Here is a 19,705-nt window from a genome sequence, read left to right on the forward strand (position 1 = left end):
AAACAGCGGGATCAGCAGGTGGGCTCGCCCGACTGGGCCGGCAGGCTCACCGCGTTCCAGGCGGCCTTGACCGCGTTGAACTGGGTGCAGCTGCCCGGGTAGAGGTTCTTCGCGGCCTGGAGCGTCCACACGCGGTACTTGGCGTACGAGGAGCTCGAGGTCTTCAGCAGCATCGCGTTGTACATGATCTTCATGGCGGTCTGGATGCCGACGCCGGTCACCGTGGAGCCGTTGCAGGTCGAGCTGGCCGGCTGGCCGTTGCCGCCGCTGCCCTGGGCCAGCAGGTAGAACCAGTGGTTGCCGGGCCCGGCCGCGGCGTGCACCTCGGAGCCCGGCGTGCTGCTCGAGTAGCAGTTGCTGTCACCGGCGAGCGAGGGGTTGTACATGTAGCGGATCGGGCCGCTGCCGACCAGGTTGACCTCCTCGCCGACCTGGTAGTCGAACGGGTCGTTGGCGTTCGCGGCGTACGCCTCGGTGGCCGCGCCGATGGTGTCGGCCACGAACTCCTGGGTGCCGCCCTTCGAGATGCCGCCCGGGGTCTTGTCGTCGATGCCGTGTCCCAGCTCGTGGCCGACCACGTCGAGCGACGAGATCCACTTGCCGGCGGTGTTCTTGCCGATCTGGATCTGGGTGCCGTCGTAGTACGCGTTCTGCTGGTTCAGGCCGACCCGGATGGGCCAGGCGCCGCCCGAGCCGTTCTGCGCGTTGCGGCCGAGCCACGACGACAGCATCGCGGTCTGCTTCTGCGCCACGTAGAGCGCGTCCACGCAGCCGGTCTCCTTGCTGGTGCCGTTGCCGTTGCCCCACACGTTGTCGGAGCCGCTGAACGTGGTCCGGGTCGAGGCGTCCTGGCAGCTCAGGTTGGTGACCGACGGGTCCTTGAGCGAATACGTCGAGCCGGACTGGGTGGTGTTCAGCGACACCGATCCGTTGATCCAGCCGGTGCCCGTGCCGGTGGCCTCGGTGACGTGCTCCTCGGTGGACAGCGCGCGGCCGGTCGCCGCGTCCACGTCCACCGTGAGGCGGCTGACGCCCTCGGCGCTCGTGCCGTTGACCGTGGTCTCGTACGCCAGCCGGGCCGTCCGCCCCTCGGGGGCGACGATCACCAGCCGGGTCGCCTCGACGCCGCTCACGGTCTTGAGCTGCGCCTTCGCGGTGGCGACGGCCGCGGCCTCGGAGACCGTGGGAACGGTCGACAGCTCACCGATCGGGCTGCTCTGTGCGACCGACGTGTACCGGGTCTGGCCGGCGTTGTCGGTGACCACGACGAAGTCGCCACCCTTGACCGGGAAACCCTTGTAATTGCGGTCGTACGCCGCGTACGTGAGGCCCTGCGACTTGTAGACCTGACTGCGGTGGAAGGTGTCGTGCCCGCTCGCCCGCAGGGCGGCCGGGCGCGCGGCGACCACGGCGTCGGCCTGCGCGACCGCGTCGACGGACGGCGTGGGCGCCTGGGCGGCGGCCGGTCCGGACACCGCGACCAGCGCCGAGGCCGCCGCGGTGCCGGCGGCCAGCGCGAGGACCAGAGGTTTTCTTGCCATCGTGCGTGACTCCTCAGTTGGGGGACGGGAGTCACGCTATCTACGACTATCTATCCACGAATCAGGGAAAACCCTTGCAGAAGGCGGTCGACCTCCTCCTCGGTGTTGTAGTGATAGAGGCTCACGCGGACGGCGCCGTCGGTCCCGGCGAAGTATTCGTACGCGTAGTAGTCGCCGTACGAGACGCAGATGCCCTGGGCGCCGAGGGCGTGGGCGACCTCGGCCGGGGTCCGGCCGGCCACCCGGAACGAAACGGTGGGGCAGCGGTCGGCCGGCGCCGGCAGCACGGTGATCCTGTCGATCGCGGCCAGCCCGGTCAGCAGCCGGTCGAGCAGCCTGGTCTCGTGCTCGGCGGCCGCGGCCATGCTCGCCAGCAGGCGGGTCCGGCGGTCGCCCCCGGCGGCGGTCAGCCCGGCCAGGTGGTCGACGGCCGCGGTGATGCCGGCCAGCAGTTCGAAGCTCAGGGTGCCGTACTCGAAACGGCCGGGAACGCCGGCGGGGGAGGGGATCAGCTTCGCCGGGTGCAGCGGCTCCCACACGGCCGGGTCGGCCACCACCGCCGCGTAGTGCGGGCCCGACCACTTGTAGGCGCTGGTCACGTAGAAGTCGGCGCCCAACGCGGCCACGTCGGTCGGCCGGTGCGCGGTGGCGTGCACGCCGTCGACGAAGACCAGGGCTCCGGCCGCGTGGGCGAGGTCGGCGATCTCGCGCACGGCGGGAACCGTGCCGACCGCGTTGCTGGCCGCGGTCACCGCGACCAGGCGGGTGCGCGGGCCGATGAGGTCGCGGTACTGCGCCACGTCGAGCTCGCCGGTGGCCGGGTCGACCTCGGCCCACCGGACGGTCGCGCCGGTCTGCACCCAGGGCCGGATGTTGGCGTCGTGGTCGAGCCGCGACAGCACCACCTCGTCGCCCGGCCCCCAGCCCTGGGCGAGCGTGCGGGCCACCAGATAGGTCAGCGCGGTCGCGCTCGGCCCGAAGACCACCCCCTCCGGATCGCCGCCGACCAGGTCGGCCACCGCCGACCGGGCCGCGGCGACGATCTCCCCGGAGCGGCGCGCGGGCTCGTGGGCGGTGCCGCGGTTCGACACCGCCGTCCGCATCGCCTGGGCGATCGCGTCGATCACCGTGGCCGCCGGCTGGGTGCCGCCGGCGCCGTCGAGCTGGGCGAAGCCTTCGGCCAGAGCGGGATAGCCGGACCGGATACGGTTCACGTCGAAGATCATGGACCGATCAGATCACGCCGCCTACCGTGGACGGCATGACCCTGCCCCTCGGCCTCGACGCATGGCTCGCCCTCGACCCGGCCGGCCGTGACGCCCGGCGCGCCGAGGCGCTCGACCACGCCGAAACGACAAAACAGACTCATGGCGCGTACGTCACCACGCTGCGCCCGGACGCGGCGTTCGGCGGTGAGCTGGCCGGCGTCCCGTTCGCGGTCAAGGACAACATCGACGTGGCCGGCGTACCCACCACGGCCGGCAGCCCGCTGCTGGCCGACGGCGTGGCCGAGGTCGACGCCGGGGTGGTCAGCGCCCTGCGCGCGGCCGGCGCGGTGGTGATCGGCAAGACCAACATGCACGAGCTGGCCCTCGGCATCACCAGCAACAACACCGCGTACGGCCCGGTGCGCAACCCGCACGACCCCGAGCGGGTGGCCGGCGGCTCCAGCGGTGGCAGCGCGGCCACCGTTGCCCTCGGCACCGTCCCGTTCGCCCTCGGCACCGACACCGGCGCCTCGGTGACCCTGCCGTCGTCGTTCTGCGGCGTCGTCGGGTTCCGCCCGTCCACCGGCCGCTATCCGGGCGACGGCGTCGTGATGATCTCCACCACCCGCGACACCGTCGGCCTGCACGCCCGCACGGTCGCCGACGTGCGCCGCGTCGACCGGGTCATCACCAGCTCGCGGCCCGCGCCCGACCTGTCCGGCCTGGCCGGAGTCCGCCTCGGCGTGCTGCGCGGGCGCTTCGGCGACATCGATCCCCGGGCCGGCGCCGTGCTGTCGGCCGCGCTCGGCACCCTCGCCGCCGCCGGGGCCGAGCTGGTCGACCTCGACCTGAAGGACGACCTGGCCATCGCCGGGGAGGCCGGCCTGCCGATCGTGCTCTTCGAGACCCTGCGGCTGCTGAGGGCCCGTACGGCCAATTCTTTTGACGCCGTTGCCTCGCCCGACGTCAAGGGCATCATGCAGCTCGTCGTGGACGAGCCCGTCCCGGCCGCCGTCTACGAGCGGCACCGGGCCCAGCGCTGGCGGCTGCGCCAGGCGTACGCCGAACTGTTCCCCGGCGTCGACGCCGTGATCGCGCCGACCACCCACGTGCTGCCGCCGCGGGTCGGCGAGGACGTCACGTTCGAGCACAACGGCCGTCACGTGCCCACGTTCGCCACGACGATCCGCAACGCCGCCCCGGGCACGGTGGCCGGCGTGCCCATGCTGTCGCTGCCCGCGGGCCGCACTGAGGACGGCCTGCCGGTCGGGCTCACCCTCGAGGGCCCGGTATTCGAAGACCCGGCGCTGCTGGCGGTGGGCGAAGCGGTGGAGCGGGCACTGCTCTGACCACGGCCCAGACCACCTTGCCGTTGTGCAGCGCCGACGCGCCCCACACGTAGCTGCGGGCGATGACGACGGGCAGCCGGTCTTTTGCCTGGCGCAGCGGGGGCAGGGTCGGCTCCCGATCGCGCAGGGCGAGGTAGAGGCTGCTGCTGCGGCGGCAGATGGTGAACAGCATGGCCGTGCCGGCGAACGCGAGCGAGTCCTCGACCAGGTCGCGCGCCACGTCCTGCGCGATCTCGGCCATCTCTGGAACGTTCCAGGCGCGCTGGGCGAGCACGATCAGATCGTGGACGGAGGTCAGCGCGTCCAGATGCGGTGACATCCAGCGCAGCTGAAGACGGTCGGTCAGGAGCGGCGCACTGGCAACCGCGGTGCGTGCCTGGTCGACGGTCACGAACAGCGACAGAAACCGGCCGCAGCCGAGCTGGCGGAGCCGTTTCACCAGCCGCCGGGTCGGCGGGGCGCAGAGCGCCACCTGGGCCGGCGGATGCAGGGTCAGCGCGGCCTGGCTGGCGGCGATCCAGGTGGGAGCGCTGGCGCCGTCGAGGTCGCTCATCTCGCGGACGTCGATGATGATCGCCGACGGGTGCTCGGCCAGGCCCTTGCACAGCGCCTCGTGCACGTCGACCGCGGTGCGGCGGGTCCACTGGCCGCGCACCGTCAGCTCGACGGTCGCGTTGTCCACGGCGTGGCTGAGCGTGAGCGTCACGCCGCCCAGTCTTGAAACGTTGCTTGTCCGGGGTCAACCATCGCCGCGCCTAATCACGCGCTTGGGGGATACCCGATGCATCCGACATTCTGCAGGTCACCAACCTGATCATCCACTACGGTCGATGACATGCGCTTACGACGAGGCCTGGCCGCATTGACGTCCGCCGTGCTGGCCGCCACCGCGCTCAGCACGCCCGCCGCAGCCGGCGGCGGCGGTCTGCCGGGGCGGCATTCGCTGCGGGCGCCGGTCACCGACGAGAACTTCTACTTCGTCATGGCCGACCGCTTCGACAACGGCAGCACGGCCAACGACCAGGGCGGCCTCGGCGCCGACCCGCTGGTGTCCGGGTTCGACCCCACCCGCAAGGGCTTCTACAACGGCGGCGACCTGGCCGGGCTGCTGCGGCGCATCGACTACATCCAGGGTCTGGGCACCACGTCGATCTGGCTGACGCCCAGTTTCAAGAACAAGGCGGTGCAGCTGGAGGACGGCCCGTCGGCCGGCTACCACGGCTACTGGATCACCGACTTCACCCAGATCGACCCGCACCTGGGCACCAACGCCGAGCTGCGGGCGCTGGTCGACGCCGCGCACCAGCGCGGCATGAAGGTCTACTTCGACATCATCACCAACCACACGGCCGACGTCATCGGCTACGAGTCGGGCGCGCGTCAGGCGTACGTCTCGAAAGACGTCTCGCCCTATCGCGACGCCGCCGGGCGACCGTTCGACGACCGTGACTATGCCGGCAAGGCCGTCTTCCCGCCGCTGGACGCCACGAAGTCGTTCCCGTACGTCCCGGTCCTCGACCCGGCCGAGCGGAACCTGAAGGTTCCGGCCTGGCTGAACGACGTCACGCTCTACCACAACCGCGGCGACACCACGTTCACCGGCGAGGACTCGCTCTACGGCGACTTCTTCGGCCTCGACGACCTGTTCACCGAGCACCCGCGCGTGGTCAAGGGCATGACCGACGTCTACAAGACGTGGATCGCCGACTTCGGCGTCGACGGTTTCCGCATCGACACCATGAAGCACGTCAACGACGAGTTCTGGCAGAAGTTCGGGCCCGAGGTGCTGTCGTTCGCCCGCGAGCACGGCAAGCCCGAGTTCTTCATGTTCGGCGAGGTCTTCGACACCTCCCGCAGCTTCACCTCGCAGTTCACCACCCGCGACCGCATGCAGGCCGTGCTCGACTTCCCGTTCCAGGACGCGGCCCGCAACTTCGCCTCCCGCGGCCAGTCCGCGGCCGCGCTGGGCTCGTTCTTCGCCGCCGACGACTGGTACACCGACGCCGACTCGAATGTCTACCAGCTGCCGACCTTCCTCGGTAACCACGACATGGGCCGGATAGGTTCGTTCGTGCAGGCCGACAACCCCGGCGCCGGCGACGCCGAGTGGGTGGCCCGCGACCGCCTGGCCCACGAGCTGATGTATCTCTCCCGGGGCAACCCGGTCGTCTACTACGGCGACGAGCAGGGCTTCACCGGCCCCGGCGGCGACCAGGACGCCCGGCAGACCCTGTTCGCGAGCCGGGTCCCCGAATACCTCGACGACGACCTGCTGGGCACGACGGCCACCCACGCCCAGGACAACTTCGTCACGACGCACCCGCTCTACTCGGGCATCGCCGCCTTGGCCGCCCTGACCCGTAAGCACCCGACCTTGCGCGACGGCGCCCATCAGCACCGCTACGCCGATTCCGGCGCCGGTGTGTACGCCTTCTCCCGCACCGGCCAGCGCGAATATGTGGTCGCCCTGAACAACAGCGAGCAGCCCCGAACCGTCGCCATCCCGACCTACCTCGCAAAGGCCAAGTTCGATCTGGTGTACGGGACCGGGCCCGCCACCGTGCGATCGGCCACCGACCGCTCTCTGGCCCTGACCGTGCCGCCACTGTCCACGGTCGTCTACGCCTCATCGGGCCGCATCCCGCCGTCGCCGGCGGCACCCGCGGTGACGCTCGGCCGGCCCACCCCCTCGGCCACACCCAGCCGCATGCAGGTCTCGGCCACCGTCGCCGGCTCATCGTTCGCCGAGGTCACCTTCTACGCGCGGACCACCGGCGGCTGGACCCCGATCGGCACCGACGACAACGCGCCCTACCAGGTCTTCCACGACGTGTCGGGCCTGCGCGCCGGCACACAGGTCGACTATCGGGCGGTGGTCCTGGACAACGTCGGCCACAGCCGGGTCAGCTCTTCCCGGGCCGCCCGGGTGCCGGCCCCGTCGCTGACCATCGAGGCCCCCGCCGAGAACGCCAACGTCCGGGGAACCGTCGAGGTGCGGGCGGTGGCCGACCCGGAGCGGGCGACCCATGTGGTCCGCTTCGAACGCAGCATCGCCGGCGGGCCCTGGACGACCATCGGCCGGGACGACTCGTCACCGGCGTACACGGTCTTCGACAACCTGACCCCGCTCAACCTGGCCGCGGGCACCCAGATCCGCTACCGGGCGGTGCTCAGAGAGCCGGCCGCGGTGAGCGAGGTCCGCACGGTCCGGTACGCCGGCCCGCCGTTGACAACGGCCACACTGCACTACTATCGGCCGGCCGGCGACTACACGGGCTGGGGTCTGCACATGTGGGGTGACGCGGTCGACCCGGCCGTGCTGGCCCAGATCGCCTGGGACAAGCCATGGCCGCCGACCCGCGTCGAGAACGGGTGGGCATCGTACGAGATCCCGCTGAAGGACGACACCAAGCCGATCAACTTCATCATGCACCTGCCCAACGGCGACACGGTCCCCACCACCCGCGAGCCGGGCGGAGACCGCGCCTTCACCCCGATCGACAACCCGCAGGTATGGCTCAAACAGGGCGACCCCACCGTTTACACCTCTGCCCCACCGACCACCTGAGGCGGGGCCGCCGCGCACGTCACAGCTGTGCGGGCGGACCATGCGCAAAACAGCCTTTATGCTGGCCGAATGTTCGGGGACTCCGTGCGGCTCCACGGCCGGGACAGCGAGCTCCGCGAGTTGGACCGGCTCCGTGAGAGCGTCCGGGCCGGCCAGAGCGCCACCTTGGTCATCCGCGGTGAGGCCGGCGTGGGGAAGACCGCGCTACTGGACTACGCGGCCCAGCGGGCACTTCCGGTTTTCCGCGTCGCCCGGATCGCCGGCGTGGAGTCCGAGGCCGAGCTGGCGTACGCGGGCCTGCATCAGCTCTGCCGGCCCATGCTCGCTCACCTCGACGCGCTCCCGGGGCCTCAGCAGTCGGCGCTCCGCGTCGCGTTCGGGCTCACCGGCGGCGCCGCGCCTGATCGCTTCCTGGTCAGCCTGGCCACGCTGAGTCTGCTGGCCGAGGTGGCGGGCTCCAAGCCGCTGATGTGCCTGGTCGACGACGTGCAATGGCTCGACCGGGCGTCGAGCGAGATTCTCGGTTTCGTCGCCCGCAGGCTGGCCGGGGAGTCGGTGGCCATGGTGTTCGCCGTCCGTGACACCGCGGGCACGGACCCGGGCCGGTTGACCGGCCTGCCGGTGATGGCCCTGCGCGGCCTTTCCGGCGAGGACGCTCGGGCTCTGCTGGCCACCGTCGTGCCGGGAAGACTCGACCCGGGCATGTGCGACCGGGTCGTGGACGAGACGGGCGGCAACCCTCTCGCCTTGTTGGAGTTGCCCCGGGGCATGAGCCCGGCGGAGCTCGCCGCCGGGTTCGGGCCGCCGGCCGCGGGCGGCGCCGCGGCGGACGTGGAGAAGCATTACGCCGTACGGCTGCGCACACTGCCCGAACCGACGCAGCGGCTCATGCTGTTGGCCGCCTGCGACGGCGCCGGGGACGTCCTGACCCTCTGGCGGGCCGCGACCGGCCTCGGCATCGGGTTCGAGGCGGCCTGGCCGGAGGTGACCGACGGACTGTTCGAGATCGGCGCCCAGGTGCGGTTCCGTCATCCCCTGGTCCGGTCCGCCGTCTATCGGTCGGCCTCGGTCGAGGAGCGCCGGGCGGCACATCAGGCGCTGGCACAGGCCACCGACGCCACCACCGACCCGGACCGGCGTGCCTGGCACCGCGCTCTGGCCAGCGCGGGACCCGACGAGGAGGTCGCGGCGGAGCTCGAGCAGAGTGCCGACCGGGCGCAGGCGCGGGGAGGGTTCGCGGCGGCCGCCGCGTTGCTGGACCGCTCGGCGGACCTGACTCCCCGGCCCGCCGTACGGTTCGAGCGCCGACTGGCCGCCGTACGCTCGCATCTGCGCGCCGGCGCGTTCGGCACCGCGCGGGCCCTGCTGGCGGCGGCCGGGTCGGAGACGACCGATGACCTGGCCGGGGCTCGCCTCGCGCTGCTGCGGGGGCAGGTGGCGTCGGCGTCCGACGCCGGGGGCGACGCGCCGCTGCAACTGGTCGAAGCGGCCCGGCGCCTGGAACGGCTGGACCCCGCGCTGTCCCGTCGCACCTACAGTGACGCCTGGGCGGCCGCGATGTTCGCGGGTCACCTCGCCAGGCCCGGTGGCGACCTGCTGGAGGTGTCGAAGGCGGCGCAGTCCGGTCCCCAGCCGGATGTTCCACTACGCCCGTTCGGCCGCGTCCTGGAGGGGCTGCTCGTCCTGAGCATCGACGGCCGGGCGGCCGCGGAGCCGATGCTCCGCGAGGCGCTCCACTCCCTGCTCGCCAGTGATCTTCCCGCCGAGAACTGGCTCCACTTCGCGGGCCTGGCCGCGACCGCGGCGGCGGCGATCTGGGATCTGGAGACGTGCGGCGCGGTGCACAGCCGGCAGGTCGCGCTGGCCCGTGAGCTGGGCGCGCTCGCCGTGCTGCCCAGTCCGCTGAACGGGATGGCCATGATCGCCACATGGCGCGGCGACGTCGAGGCCGCGGCCCGGCTCACGGCCGAGCACGAGGCGGTCAAGGAGGCGACGGGGAGCAGGATCTCGCCGTACGGGGCCATGCTGCTCGCCGGTTGGCGGGGACAGCCGGCGGACGCCTCCGCGCTCCTCGCGGTGAGCACGGAGGACGCGATCAGCCGGGGCGAGGGGCTCGGCGTGGACCACGCACGATGGTGCACCGCGATCCTGAACAACGGGGTGGGCCGGCACCGGGAGGCGATGGCCGCCGCTCATCCCACCGACCCGGAGGCGCCCGGGTTGCTCATGTCCACCTGGATGCTGCCCGAGCGCGTCGAGGCGGCGGTCCGCTGCGGGGAGCGGGACGTGGCCGTCGCGGCGGTGGCCGAGTTCGAGTCGACCGCGAACCCCGGCGAGCACGGCTGGGGCCGGGGTATCGCGGCGCGTTCGCGGGCTTTGATCAGCGACGGCGACGTGGCGGACGGTCTCTTCCGGGAGGCGATCGAGGAATTGGGCCGGGCCGGGGTCCGGGGCGAGCTGGCACGGGCGCGGCTGTTGTACGGCGAGTGGCTCCACGGCGAGAACCGGCGCGACGAGGCCCGGGACCATCTGCGGAGAGCTCATGACATGTTCGTGGCGATGTCGGCCGACGGCTTCGCCGAGCGGGCGCGCCGAGCCCTTCTCGAGGCCGGGGAACACGTCCGTCGCAGCCAGGCCGGCACCGGTGCCGAGTTGACGCCTCAGGAGCTGCACATCGCGCGTCTTGCCCGGGACGGCCACACCAACCCCGAGATCGGGAGCGAGCTGTACCTGAGCGCACGCACGGTGGAGTGGCACCTGCGCAAGGTGTTCGTCAAATTGGGGATCAGCTCGCGGCGCGGACTCCGGGACGCGTTGCCGAGCCGGGGCACGGCCGTGTGAGGACTCGCGTGGTGGCAACTGTCTCGTCCGTACGCCGGGCTCTCGTGCTTCTCGTGGTGGCCATCCTGCCCTGGATCGCTGGTTGTGGCGGCTCCGGCGACAGCACCGCCGTTGCCTTCGGGGGTGTCCGGGAACAGGGCGCGACCGGATATGCCGTGGCCGAGTTGGAGGGCTACTACGCGGAACAGGGGCTGACGTTCTCGCCGACGTGGGCGACGTCCGGGACCGTGCTCCTGCAGGGCCTGGTCAGCGGCGATTTCGACGTGGTCACCCTCGGCCCGTCGCAACTCTACGGCGCCATCGCGAACGGGGCCTGCGCCCGGGTGCTGCGCCCGACCCAGGGCTCGGGCTACGCGGTGATCGCACAGCCCGGCCTCGGCCTCGACACCACCGCGCCGTACCCCGGCGTCCTCGCCCAGTTGCGCGGCCGCACGGTCGGTGTGCCCGTTCGCGGCGCGGCTCAGGAACTCGTGCTCCGGTCGTTGCTGAGGGACGCCGGCCTGAACCCGGACACCGATGTCACATGGGTGGCGATCGGTGGTGGCGCGGCCGCCGCGGCCGCCTTCGCCTCGCGGAAGGTGGACGTGGCGATGTCGTACTCGTTGCTCGAGACCGGCCTCGCGGCCGGCGGCACCCCCTTCGACAAGCTGGTCGACCTCACCGGCCCGGACACACCGCTGGGCGCCTTCTGGCAGTCGGTGGCCGTGGCGAACTGCGACTGGGCCGACAAGCATCCGGACACGGTGATGAAGTTCTGCCATGCGCTCAACCAGGGGATCGAAGCCCTCGCGCGGGAGCCGGGCGCGGGGCCGCGGGCCTTCGCCTGGCTCGGCCTCGGCGCGGACCCGGCCCAGGCGACAAGCCTGTGGGAGAAGTACAAGTCACCGGTGGTGGACATCCCGCCGCTCAACCAGGAGAACTGGAATCATCAGGCGAGGTTCGCTTCCACCGCGACGGCCCCGGACTTCGCGGAGTACGTGGTCGACGGCTGCGAGACGGCGTGACATGGTGCCCCACGGACGGCTGAGCGTGTGGTTGTGGCGCGTCGCGGCGCCGTTCCTCGTGGTCGGACTGTGGCAGCTGCTGTACCAGCTCGACGTCACGAGTCGCGTACTGCTGCCGAGCCCGCATGCCGTCTGGGACGCCGGGCTGCGGTTGCACAGCTCGGGCGTGCTGTGGCCGAACCTGTGGTCCACCATGAGCGCGGCCCTCGCGGCGCTCGCGCTGTCGGCCGTCGCCGGCATCCCGGCCGGGATCCTGCTCGGGATGCTTCCCCGCACCTGGGCGGTGCTGGCGCCGTACCTCAACGCGGTCAACAGCATGCCCCGCATCGCCCTCGCTCCGGTCTTCCTCGTCGCGCTGGGCATCGGACAGGGTTCCAAGATCGCCCTGGGGTTCAGCGTCGCCGTCTTCGTATTCCTGATGAACGCTCGCGGTGGCGTCCTCAGCACCGACGAGGATCATCGCAGGATGTGCGCCGCCCTGGGAGCGTCCCGGTTCCAGTTGCTCCGCAAGCTGTACGTACCGGTCGCCATCCCGGCCCTCTTCACCGCCTTGCGGCTGGGCATCGTCTTCGCGCTGCTCGGCGTGGTCGGCTCCGAGATCATCGCCTCCCGGGCGGGCGTGGGCCAGCTGATCACGACCTATTCGGCGACGCTGTCGATGGCCCCGGTCTACGCGCTCCTGATCGTCCTCGCGACCACCACCTCCCTGCTCACCATGCTCGTCGGCGCGCTCGAAGGCGTCATGCTCGGCTGGCAGCGGCCCGATCGTCGCCGCGGCCGGCCTCACACCCGTACGGGTCACGCTCCTCCGTTCGACGCTCCCGCGACAACACGCACGGGCTCATCCGCGGTCCAGCTTCGCTCGGTCACAGTGCGGTTCCCCGCCGACGGGCCGTCGCCGCACCGCGTACTGGATGACCTCTCCATGGAAATTCCCGGCGGGCAGTTCATCGCCATCGTGGGGGCCAGCGGCGTGGGAAAGTCGACGCTGCTGAACGTCGTCTCGGGACTGACCCCGGTCTCGTCGGGGGAGGTCACCGTGTCCGGCCGCCCGCCACGTGCCGGCCGTGCGGACGTCGGCTACATGTTCGCGCGCGATGCGCTCCTGCCGTGGCGCACCGCGCGCCGGAACGTGGAGCTGGGCCTGGAACTGCGGAAGATACCGGCGTCCGTCAGGCGGGAGCGCGCCCTCCTGATGCTCGACCTCGTGCACCTGTCCCCGGCCGCCGGCAAATATCCGTCGCAGCTGTCACAGGGCATGCGCCAGCGGGTGGCGCTGGCCCGGACCCTGGCCTCCGACCCCGAACTGCTGCTGATGGACGAGCCGTTCGCCGCCCTGGACGCCCTGACACGCTCCTCGCTGCGGAAGATGGTGCTCGACATCTGGGACAACGAGGCGCACCGCAAGACCGTCCTGTTCGTGACCCACGACCTGACCGAGGCCCTCGTCCTCGCCGACCGGGTCATCACCATCGCCGACGGCAAAATCCGCACCGACGTGCATGTGCCGTACGGCCGTCCTCGCGATCAAGCAGCCTTGATGGCGCGACCCGACTACCGAGCCTTGTACGACCGTCTCGAGGCCGACCTCATCACGACCGACTGACGGAGCCCGCTCATATGCTCCAGTCGTGCCTTCATAGAGGAATTGACTCCTGTTGCAGCTCCTGATCGGCGCGATGGGAGGCGTCGTTTGGTGACGGAACAGGCCGGTCCTAGTGCTTGATGGCGACACCGCAGAACTGGTTGACGTCTATCGAGCCGGTGTCGTTGTCGGGGCGCCAGCGATTGCACGGGACGACGCCCGGCTCCAGCAGGTGGAGGCCGTCGAAGAACTGGGTGATCTGGGTGGCGCTCCGGTACTTGATTTTCGGGGTTCCCCGCTCGTTCCAGAACTCGACTATGCGGTTGGCCTCGGCCGTGTTGATGTCGTCGCAACCGTGGGCTATCACCAGATGGCTGCCGGGTGGGACGGCGTCGATCAGGGTCTGTACGACTGCTCGGGCCTCGTTGTCGTCTCGGAGGAAGTGCAGGATTCCCAGCAGGGTCACCGCTGTCGGGCGGGTGAAGTCGAGCGTCTCGGCCGCGGAGCGGAGGATCGCCTCGGGGTCGTTCAGGTCGGCTTGGAGGTACGTCGTCGCGCCCTCCGGGGTGCTCGTCAGCAGCTTCTGGGCGTGGACCAGGACCAGCGGGTCGTTGTCCACGTAGACCACCCTGGTGTCGGCGGCCGCGGCCTGGGCCACCTCGTGTGTGTTGTTGGCCGTGGGCAGGCCCGAGCCGATGTCCAGGATCTGGCGGATTCCGGCTTCGGCGACCAGGTGGCGTACGGAACGGCGCAGGAATTTCCGGTCTTCCTGGGCCAGTGTGACTATCGAGGGCAGGATCGCGGCGATCGCGTCGCCGGCCTCGCGGTCGACGGGGAAGTTGTCGGTGCCGCCGAGCCAGTAGTTCCACAGCCTGGCCGAGTGCGGCGTGCTGGTATCGGTCACGGTCAACATGATAGATAGGGTCGCCGGGTGGACGACACCTCGAAAAACACGGCAGACCGCATCGGATTATGTCGATCTCATGGAGCGCTGGTAGCGAGGATCGCCGTCAGCCTTTCCACGTCCGGATAGCGGGCCGTCCTCATCAGCGCCACCGCCTCCTCGCGCACCCGCTCGGCGGCCTCGGTGTCGCGACGGTCGCGATGGCAGGTGTAGAGGCCGATGAGCGGGTTCATGCGCAGGTACGTCTCGTCGCCGTAGACGGTCAGGGCGGTGCCGAACGCCTCCACGGCCGCCGGCAGGTCGCCCGCGTGGTGCAGCAACGTGCCGAGTTCCGTCCACGTCTCGGCGGCGTCGGCCGTGTTGCCGTGCCGGTCGTTGATGTCGATGGCGGCGCGGAAGCAGGCGATGGCCCGGGAACGGCCGTCCGGCTCGTAGTAGTGGTGCCAGCCGACCGTGCGCAGGATGTCCGACTCGCCGATCTCCTGCATCTGGCCGTCCAGCTTGCGGTAGTTCTCGCGGGCCTCCAGCGCGTACGGATACGCGGCCGCCGCCTGCTCCGGTGTCGGCACGCGGTGCACGCCGGTGATGGAGATGGCCAGGCTCAGCAGGCCGTGTCCCAGGCGCAGCGGATCGCCCAGCTCGCGGGCCACCTCGGTCGAGCGCTCCAGAGCGGGACGGGCCGCCTCGGGGCGGTTCATCCGCAGGTGACCGCGGCCGATCATGTAGGTGAGGTAGCTGATCCACCAGAGGTCGCCGTCGCGTTCGGCCCGGGCCACGTCCCGCTCGGCCAGGGCGATCGAATCCTCCACATAGAAGTGGACGTCCTGCTGGAAGGAGGCGAAAGCCCACGCGAAGGGGCCGGGGTGGTGTTCGGCCAGGGCCATCGCGTTGCGGTACTCGCCTTCCAGCCAGGCCAGTGCGCCGGCCTGGTCGCCTTCGGCGAACTCCACCGGCTGGGCGCCGGGTGGGATGTCGTCGAGGACCCGGTGGCGGAACGGGTAGAAGACCTTGGCCGCGTTGGCCGCCGAATAGAGATGGTGGTCGGCCAGGCGGCGCAGGACGGCCTCGGCGCCGGTGCGGTCGGCCAGTTCGGTGGCGTACTGCCGGAGAAGGTCGTGGAAGACGAAGCGGTCGGGCTGATGCTCGGTCAGCAGATGGGCGTCGCACAACGACCGGAGAAGCCGGCGGGTGGCGGCCCGGTCCAGGCCCGTCACCGCGCCGGCCGCGGCGAGCGTCACGTCGGGGCCGGGATGCAGGGCCAGATGGCGGAAGACGGTGGCGACCGGCGCCGGAAGGTGACGGTACGACCACGAGAAGACGGATCGCGGGTCGTGGTCGAGGCCGGGCCAGGCGAAGGCGTCCAGGCCCGGCTCGTCGGCGAGCTCGCCCGCGACGACGGCCAACGGTGAGGCGGCCAGCGGGGAGACGGCCGGTGGGGAGGCGGCCAGCGGGGAGACGGCCAGTGGGGAGGCGGCCGGTGGGGAAGCGGCCGCGCGGGCGCAGACCACGGCCAGGGCCAAGGGCAGGCCGCCGCAGCGGGCGATCACCGCGTCCCGGGCGGCCGGGTCGGCGTCGGCCACCTCCGGGCGCAGGCGGGACCGCACGTAGGCGCGGGCCTCGTCATCGGTGAACGCGTCGAGGCGTACCTCCCGGGCGCCCTCGGTCATCACCAGGCCGGTGAGGCGGGCACGGCCGGTCACCACCACCGCGCAGCCGGGCGTGCCGGGCAGCAGCGGGCGCACCTGGCCGGCGTCGCGGGCGTTGTCCAGCACCAGCAGCATCCGGCGGCCGGCCAGGACGCTGCGGTAGAGGGCGACCCGCTCGTCCCGGCCCGGCGGCACCCGGTGGTCGGGGACGCCGAGGGCGCCGAGGAAACCGGCCAGGATCTCGGCGGGGTCGGTGGGGGAGTCCTCCGGCCCGAAGCCGCGCAGATCGGCGTAGAGCTGACCGTCCTCGTAGCGGGCGGCGACGTCGTGGGCCCAGCGCAGGGCCAGTGTGGTCTTGCCGACGCCGCCGGCCCCGGTGATCAGGGCCAGCATCGTGCCGTCGCCGCTGCCGGCGTGCGCCGTCAGCTCGCGCAGCTGGGCCGCGCGTCCCTCGAAGGAGGCGCTCGGCCACGGCAGCTGCGCGGGCCGCACGGGTGGTACAGGCGCGCCCTGAGGACCGGCGAGGGCTTCCGAGCGGATGGCCCGCTCCAGGGCGGCCAGGGCCGGCTCGGGGTCGAGGCCGAGCTCGCCGGCCAGGTAGGAGCCGTGGCGCTCCAGCGCGTCGAGGGCGTCGGCCGGGCGATCGTCGGCCCACAGCCCCCGCGCCAGCAGGCGCCAGCCCTCGCCCCGCATCGGCTGCTCCTCGGTCAGCGCGGTCGCCCTCGCCACGGCCTCCGGGACCCGGCCGAGCCGCAGGAGGAGCTCGACCGCCTTCTCCCGGGCCGACCAGCGCAGCTCCTCGAGCCGGGCCGTCTCCGGCCGGGCCCACGTCTCGCCGGCGAACTGCGCATAGGGCGCTCCCCGCCACGCGGCCAGCCTTTCCTCCAGCGCGGCGAGCGCCCGCGACGGCGGCAGCGTGGGCACGCGGGCCAGATCGCGTTCCAGGGCCCAGGCGTCGACCGCGTCGTCGGCCAGCTTCAGCGCGTATCCGGCGCCCTCGCTGACCAGGACCGTGGCCGCGGCCCGGGGACGGCGGTGCGGTTCCAGCAGGCGGCGCAGCCGGGAGACGTACGCCTGCAAGGAATTGGTCCCGCTCGGCGGTGGCTGGCCCTCCCAGAGCTGGTCGATCAGACGGTCCGGCGTGACCGTGCGGCCGCGGGCCGCCACCAGCATGCCGAGGACGGCCAGCTGCCGATCGGCGCCGGACACGACGGTGTCACCGGCGACGACCTCCACCGGGCCCAGCACCCGGACCTTGAGCATCGGGCGACGGTAACAACATCAAGTCGGGCCAAGTGTCGGGCAAGTGCCACTCCGCATCCTCTGAGGCCGGATTCATAGCCACGGAGGAGAGACACAGTGATGCAGGACGCGACGGACCTGGTGGAGATGCTGCGGCGTCATGCGGACCAGCGCGGGAACCGGGTCGCCGTCCGGCTCGCCGGAGGTGGCGGGCTGACCTACGCGCAGGTCGACCGGCGGGCACGGGCGGTGGCGGATGCGGATGCTGACCGAGTTCACCCGGTCGATCGCCCCCGACGTCTACGACTTCCGGACCGTCTCGTGGCTGCCGCACTTCCACGACATGGGCCTGGCCCTGCTGCTCTTCACGGTCTGGCACGGCGGCACCACCACGCTCATCCCGCCCATGGCGTTCCTGCGCGATCCCGGCCTCTGGCCGCGCACGATCGACGAGGCCCGCGGCAATCTCACGGCCGCGCCCAATTTCGCTTTCGACCTTTGTGTACGCCGAGTGGCGCGCGAGGACGCGGCGGGGATGGACCTGTCGTCCATGGAGATCATGCTGAACGGCGCCGAGCCCGTACGAGCCGGAACCCTCCGCCGTTTCGCGGCCCACTTCGCGTCGGCCGGTTTCCGGCCGGAGGCTTTCGCGCCCGCCTACGGCCTGGCCGAGGGCACGGTCTTCGTCTCGGGGTTGCGGCACGGTGGCTCGCCGCGCACCATCGCCTTCGATCGCCGCTCCCTGCAGGACGGCATCGCCCGGGCGGGCGACGGTCAGACCCTCGTGGGTTGCGGTGGGCGTCCGGAGGGTCTGACCGTACGGATCGTCGACCCGACCCTGCACACCGAATGCGCCGCGGGCCGGATCGGCGAGATCTGGGTGCACGGCCCCAGCATCGGCCTCGGCTATCAGGACGGCGACGCCTTCGACGCCCGGCTGGCCGGGCCGGACTACAGGCCGTACCTCCGAACTGGCGATCTGGGTTTTCTGCACGACGGCGAGCTGTTCGTGGTCGGGCGCTTCGCCGACCTCATCATCCTCAACGGCCGCCTGTTGCAGCCGGAGGACCTCGAATACACCATCGAGCGCAGTCATCGCGCCCTGGAGGGCCGCCGCTGCGCGGTCTTCGCCGTCGGCGAGGACGAGAACAGGCTGGCCGCGGCGGTCGAGGTCCGCCTGGACCAGCCGATCGACGACGAGCGCCGGAGCGACATCGAGACCGCGATCCGCACGGCGGTAGCCCTCGAACACGACGTGGAACTGACCGAGGTCCTCATCGTCGCCACCGGCGCCATCCCGGTGACGACAAGCGGAAAGGCCCGCCGAGCCAAGTGCCGAGAGCTGCTGCTGACCGGCGCCCTGCCGACCCTGTAAGACGCCACCGGCCGGCGGTGGTGAGCCGCCGGCCGTGGGCCTGATGTCAGCGGTCCTGCAGGTGCTCGCCGTCCGGCACGGTCGACGGGCCGGTCACGTGGGCCTCGCCCTCGACGACCACGTTCGCGCCGAAGGTGACGTCGCCGTCGACCTGGAGGCGGGTGGCTCGGCGCAGCGATGGCGGGCCGGCCGGAAAGCGCTGCTCGAAGCCGGGCACCAGGCGGTAGAACTCGGGGTCGAGGGTGGCGACCGGGCCCGCGCCCTCGTACGTGGGGCGCATCTGGCCGTCCGGGGTCAGCTCGTAGGCGTCCGAGCGGACCACCAGCAGGTCGTTGGTGGTCTTGACCGGGGCGAACCTGGTGCGGGGGACCAGCACCGGGCGGGCGCCGGCGATCGAGCCGATGGCGGCGCCCATCGCGGTCTCGAGCTGGACCACCGGCGTACTCGAAGGGTCCTTGGGGTCGACGGTCTTGTTGTTGACGATGAGCGGGAGCACGGGCGCGCCCGGATCGTCCTGCTGCAACCGCCGCAGCGCCTCGAGGTCGATCCACAGGTTGTTGGTGTTGTAGAAGCGCCACCGCTCGACGTCGGTGAACGAGGTGTCGCCGTCGGGGACCTGCGCGGTCTCACGGAGCACGACCCGGTCGCCGCGCCGGGCGAGATGGCCGCCCTTGCGGTCGGCCGGGGTGCCCCGGACGACCTCCATGGCGAACGGGATCTGCTCGGACTCGATCCAGGCAGCCAGGCGTACGTCGACGGTGGCGCCGAGGTTGTCGGAGTTCGACACGAAGCACCAGCGCAGGCCGGCGTCGAGCAGCTCGTCGAGCTTGCCCGACGCGGTCAGCGCCGTGTAGAGGTCGCCGTGCCCGGGCGGGCACCACTCCAGCTCGGGGTCGGCCGGCCACTCGACCGGGAAACGGTCGTCGGCGCGCAGCTTGGGCTCGCGGCCCTGGAGGAAGTCGCTGACGTCGCCGTACCGTTCGAGCGCGGCCAGCGACGGGCCGCGGGTGGCGGCCGAGTTCATCAGGAGCAGCGGCAGGCGGGCACCGTAGCGCTCCCGGACGGCCGTGACCTGGGTGGCGATCACGTCGAGGAAGCTCCTGCCGGGCTTGACCTCGAGCAGCGATTTCGGGCCGGTGAGGCCCATGCTGGTGCCGAGCCCGCCGTTGAGCTTGACCACGACCAGCCGGTCGAGGATCTCGCGGGCCCGCTCGGCCGGCGGCTCGGGCAGCTCCTCGAGCCCGGTCACCTCGCCGAGCGGCTCCAGGTCGTCGCCGGGAAGAAGCCCGGCCCGCGGCTGTGCCAGCTGTTCGAGGCGGCGGCGCAGGGCGGCCAGCTCGGCCGGGTGGGCGCCGTCCTTCTCCGCCTTGGCCAGCGTCGCCTGGACATAACCGGGCGCGTCCATGTCTGTTCCTCCGAGGTGCGGGAAGCGTGTGCTCCAC

General features: G+C 71.7%; 12 protein-coding genes. 6 read left to right on the forward strand and 6 right to left on the reverse strand.

Features of this window, described 5'->3' with window-relative positions; translation table 11 throughout:
• Positions 1–11: 11 nt before the first annotated feature.
• Positions 12–1,541 (reverse strand): M4 family metallopeptidase, encoded by a 1,530-nt coding sequence (locus ACQP2X_RS13505; protein ID WP_498696844.1) that lies wholly within the window; start codon positions 1,539–1,541, stop codon positions 12–14.
• Positions 1,542–1,591: 50 nt separating this feature from the next.
• Entirely contained in the window at positions 1,592–2,767 is a 1,176-nt protein-coding gene (locus tag ACQP2X_RS13510; RefSeq protein WP_498696846.1) for a cysteine desulfurase-like protein, read from the reverse strand.
• A 35-nt stretch (positions 2,768–2,802) separates the two neighbouring features.
• On the opposite strand from ACQP2X_RS13510, the gene ACQP2X_RS13515 reads away from it, so the two are divergent.
• On the forward strand, positions 2,803–4,098 hold the full coding sequence (locus ACQP2X_RS13515) for an amidase family protein (protein WP_498696848.1): 1,296 nt from the start codon (positions 2,803–2,805) through the stop codon (positions 4,096–4,098).
• Here ACQP2X_RS13515 and ACQP2X_RS13520 read toward each other — a convergent pair.
• Positions 4,022–4,804, reverse strand: a complete 783-nt coding sequence (locus ACQP2X_RS13520) for a hypothetical protein (protein ID WP_498696850.1) — start codon at positions 4,802–4,804, stop codon at positions 4,022–4,024. The genes ACQP2X_RS13515 and ACQP2X_RS13520 overlap by 77 nt on opposite strands.
• Positions 4,805–4,933: 129 nt before the next feature.
• Between ACQP2X_RS13520 and ACQP2X_RS13525 the strand changes: the two genes are divergently transcribed.
• From ACQP2X_RS13525 to ACQP2X_RS13540, 4 genes are all read left to right on the forward strand, one after another.
• The gene (locus ACQP2X_RS13525; protein ID WP_498696851.1) at positions 4,934–7,666 is read left to right on the forward strand and encodes an alpha-amylase family glycosyl hydrolase; all 2,733 of its coding nucleotides are present in this window, start codon (positions 4,934–4,936) and stop codon (positions 7,664–7,666) included.
• A 69-nt stretch (positions 7,667–7,735) separates the two neighbouring features.
• Complete coding sequence (locus ACQP2X_RS13530) at positions 7,736–10,507, forward strand: ATP-binding protein (protein ID WP_498696853.1); 2,772 nt, start codon at positions 7,736–7,738, stop codon at positions 10,505–10,507.
• Between the two features lie 11 nt (positions 10,508–10,518).
• Positions 10,519–11,511, forward strand: coding sequence for an ABC transporter substrate-binding protein (locus ACQP2X_RS13535; RefSeq protein WP_498696855.1), 993 nt, complete (start codon positions 10,519–10,521; stop codon positions 11,509–11,511).
• A 1-nt stretch (position 11,512) separates the two neighbouring features.
• Positions 11,513–13,117 carry an ATP-binding cassette domain-containing protein gene (locus ACQP2X_RS13540; protein WP_498696856.1) on the forward strand — a complete coding sequence of 535 codons (1,605 nt, stop codon included), beginning with the start codon at positions 11,513–11,515 and terminating at the stop codon, positions 13,115–13,117.
• A 109-nt stretch (positions 13,118–13,226) separates the two neighbouring features.
• Here ACQP2X_RS13540 and ACQP2X_RS13545 read toward each other — a convergent pair whose 3' ends face one another.
• Positions 13,227–14,009, reverse strand: coding sequence for an SAM-dependent methyltransferase (locus tag ACQP2X_RS13545; protein WP_498696858.1), 783 nt, complete (start codon positions 14,007–14,009; stop codon positions 13,227–13,229).
• A 68-nt stretch (positions 14,010–14,077) separates the two neighbouring features.
• Positions 14,078–16,909: an AfsR/SARP family transcriptional regulator gene (locus ACQP2X_RS13550; RefSeq protein WP_498696860.1), complete on the reverse strand. Its 2,832-nt coding sequence runs from the start codon at positions 16,907–16,909 to the stop codon at positions 14,078–14,080.
• Between the two features lie 235 nt (positions 16,910–17,144).
• Between ACQP2X_RS13550 and ACQP2X_RS13555 the strand changes: the two genes are divergently transcribed.
• A complete protein-coding gene (locus ACQP2X_RS13555; protein ID WP_498696862.1) occupies positions 17,145–18,263 on the forward strand; it encodes an AMP-binding protein in 1,119 nt (372 codons plus the stop codon).
• A 46-nt stretch (positions 18,264–18,309) separates the two neighbouring features.
• On the opposite strand, the gene ACQP2X_RS13560 is transcribed toward ACQP2X_RS13555, so the two are convergent.
• On the reverse strand, positions 18,310–19,668 hold the full coding sequence (locus tag ACQP2X_RS13560) for a UTP--glucose-1-phosphate uridylyltransferase (RefSeq protein ID WP_498696863.1): 1,359 nt from the start codon (positions 19,666–19,668) through the stop codon (positions 18,310–18,312).
• Positions 19,669–19,705: the final 37 nt, after the last annotated feature.

Origin of the sequence: Actinoplanes sp. CA-131856 (genome assembly GCF_050956135.1) — a bacterium.
Classification (GTDB): domain Bacteria; phylum Actinomycetota; class Actinomycetes; order Mycobacteriales; family Micromonosporaceae; genus Actinoplanes.

Excerpts from the sequence above, each read along its gene's own strand:
- ACQP2X_RS13505 (WP_498696844.1), bottom strand. The coding sequence starts at position 1,541 with ATGGCAAGAAAACCTCTGGTCCTCGCGCTGGCCGCCGGCACCGCGGCG.
- ACQP2X_RS13510 (WP_498696846.1), bottom strand. The coding sequence starts at position 2,767 with ATGATCTTCGACGTGAACCGTATCCGGTCCGGCTATCCCGCTCTGGCC.
- ACQP2X_RS13515 (WP_498696848.1), top strand. The coding sequence starts at position 2,803 with ATGACCCTGCCCCTCGGCCTCGACGCATGGCTCGCCCTCGACCCGGCC.
- ACQP2X_RS13525 (WP_498696851.1), top strand. The coding sequence starts at position 4,934 with ATGCGCTTACGACGAGGCCTGGCCGCATTGACGTCCGCCGTGCTGGCC.
- ACQP2X_RS13530 (WP_498696853.1), top strand. The coding sequence starts at position 7,736 with ATGTTCGGGGACTCCGTGCGGCTCCACGGCCGGGACAGCGAGCTCCGC.
- ACQP2X_RS13540 (WP_498696856.1), top strand. The coding sequence starts at position 11,513 with ATGGTGCCCCACGGACGGCTGAGCGTGTGGTTGTGGCGCGTCGCGGCG.
- ACQP2X_RS13545 (WP_498696858.1), bottom strand. The coding sequence starts at position 14,009 with ATGTTGACCGTGACCGATACCAGCACGCCGCACTCGGCCAGGCTGTGG.
- ACQP2X_RS13550 (WP_498696860.1), bottom strand. The coding sequence starts at position 16,909 with ATGCTCAAGGTCCGGGTGCTGGGCCCGGTGGAGGTCGTCGCCGGTGAC.
- ACQP2X_RS13555 (WP_498696862.1), top strand. The coding sequence starts at position 17,145 with ATGCGGATGCTGACCGAGTTCACCCGGTCGATCGCCCCCGACGTCTAC.
- ACQP2X_RS13560 (WP_498696863.1), bottom strand. The coding sequence starts at position 19,668 with ATGGACGCGCCCGGTTATGTCCAGGCGACGCTGGCCAAGGCGGAGAAG.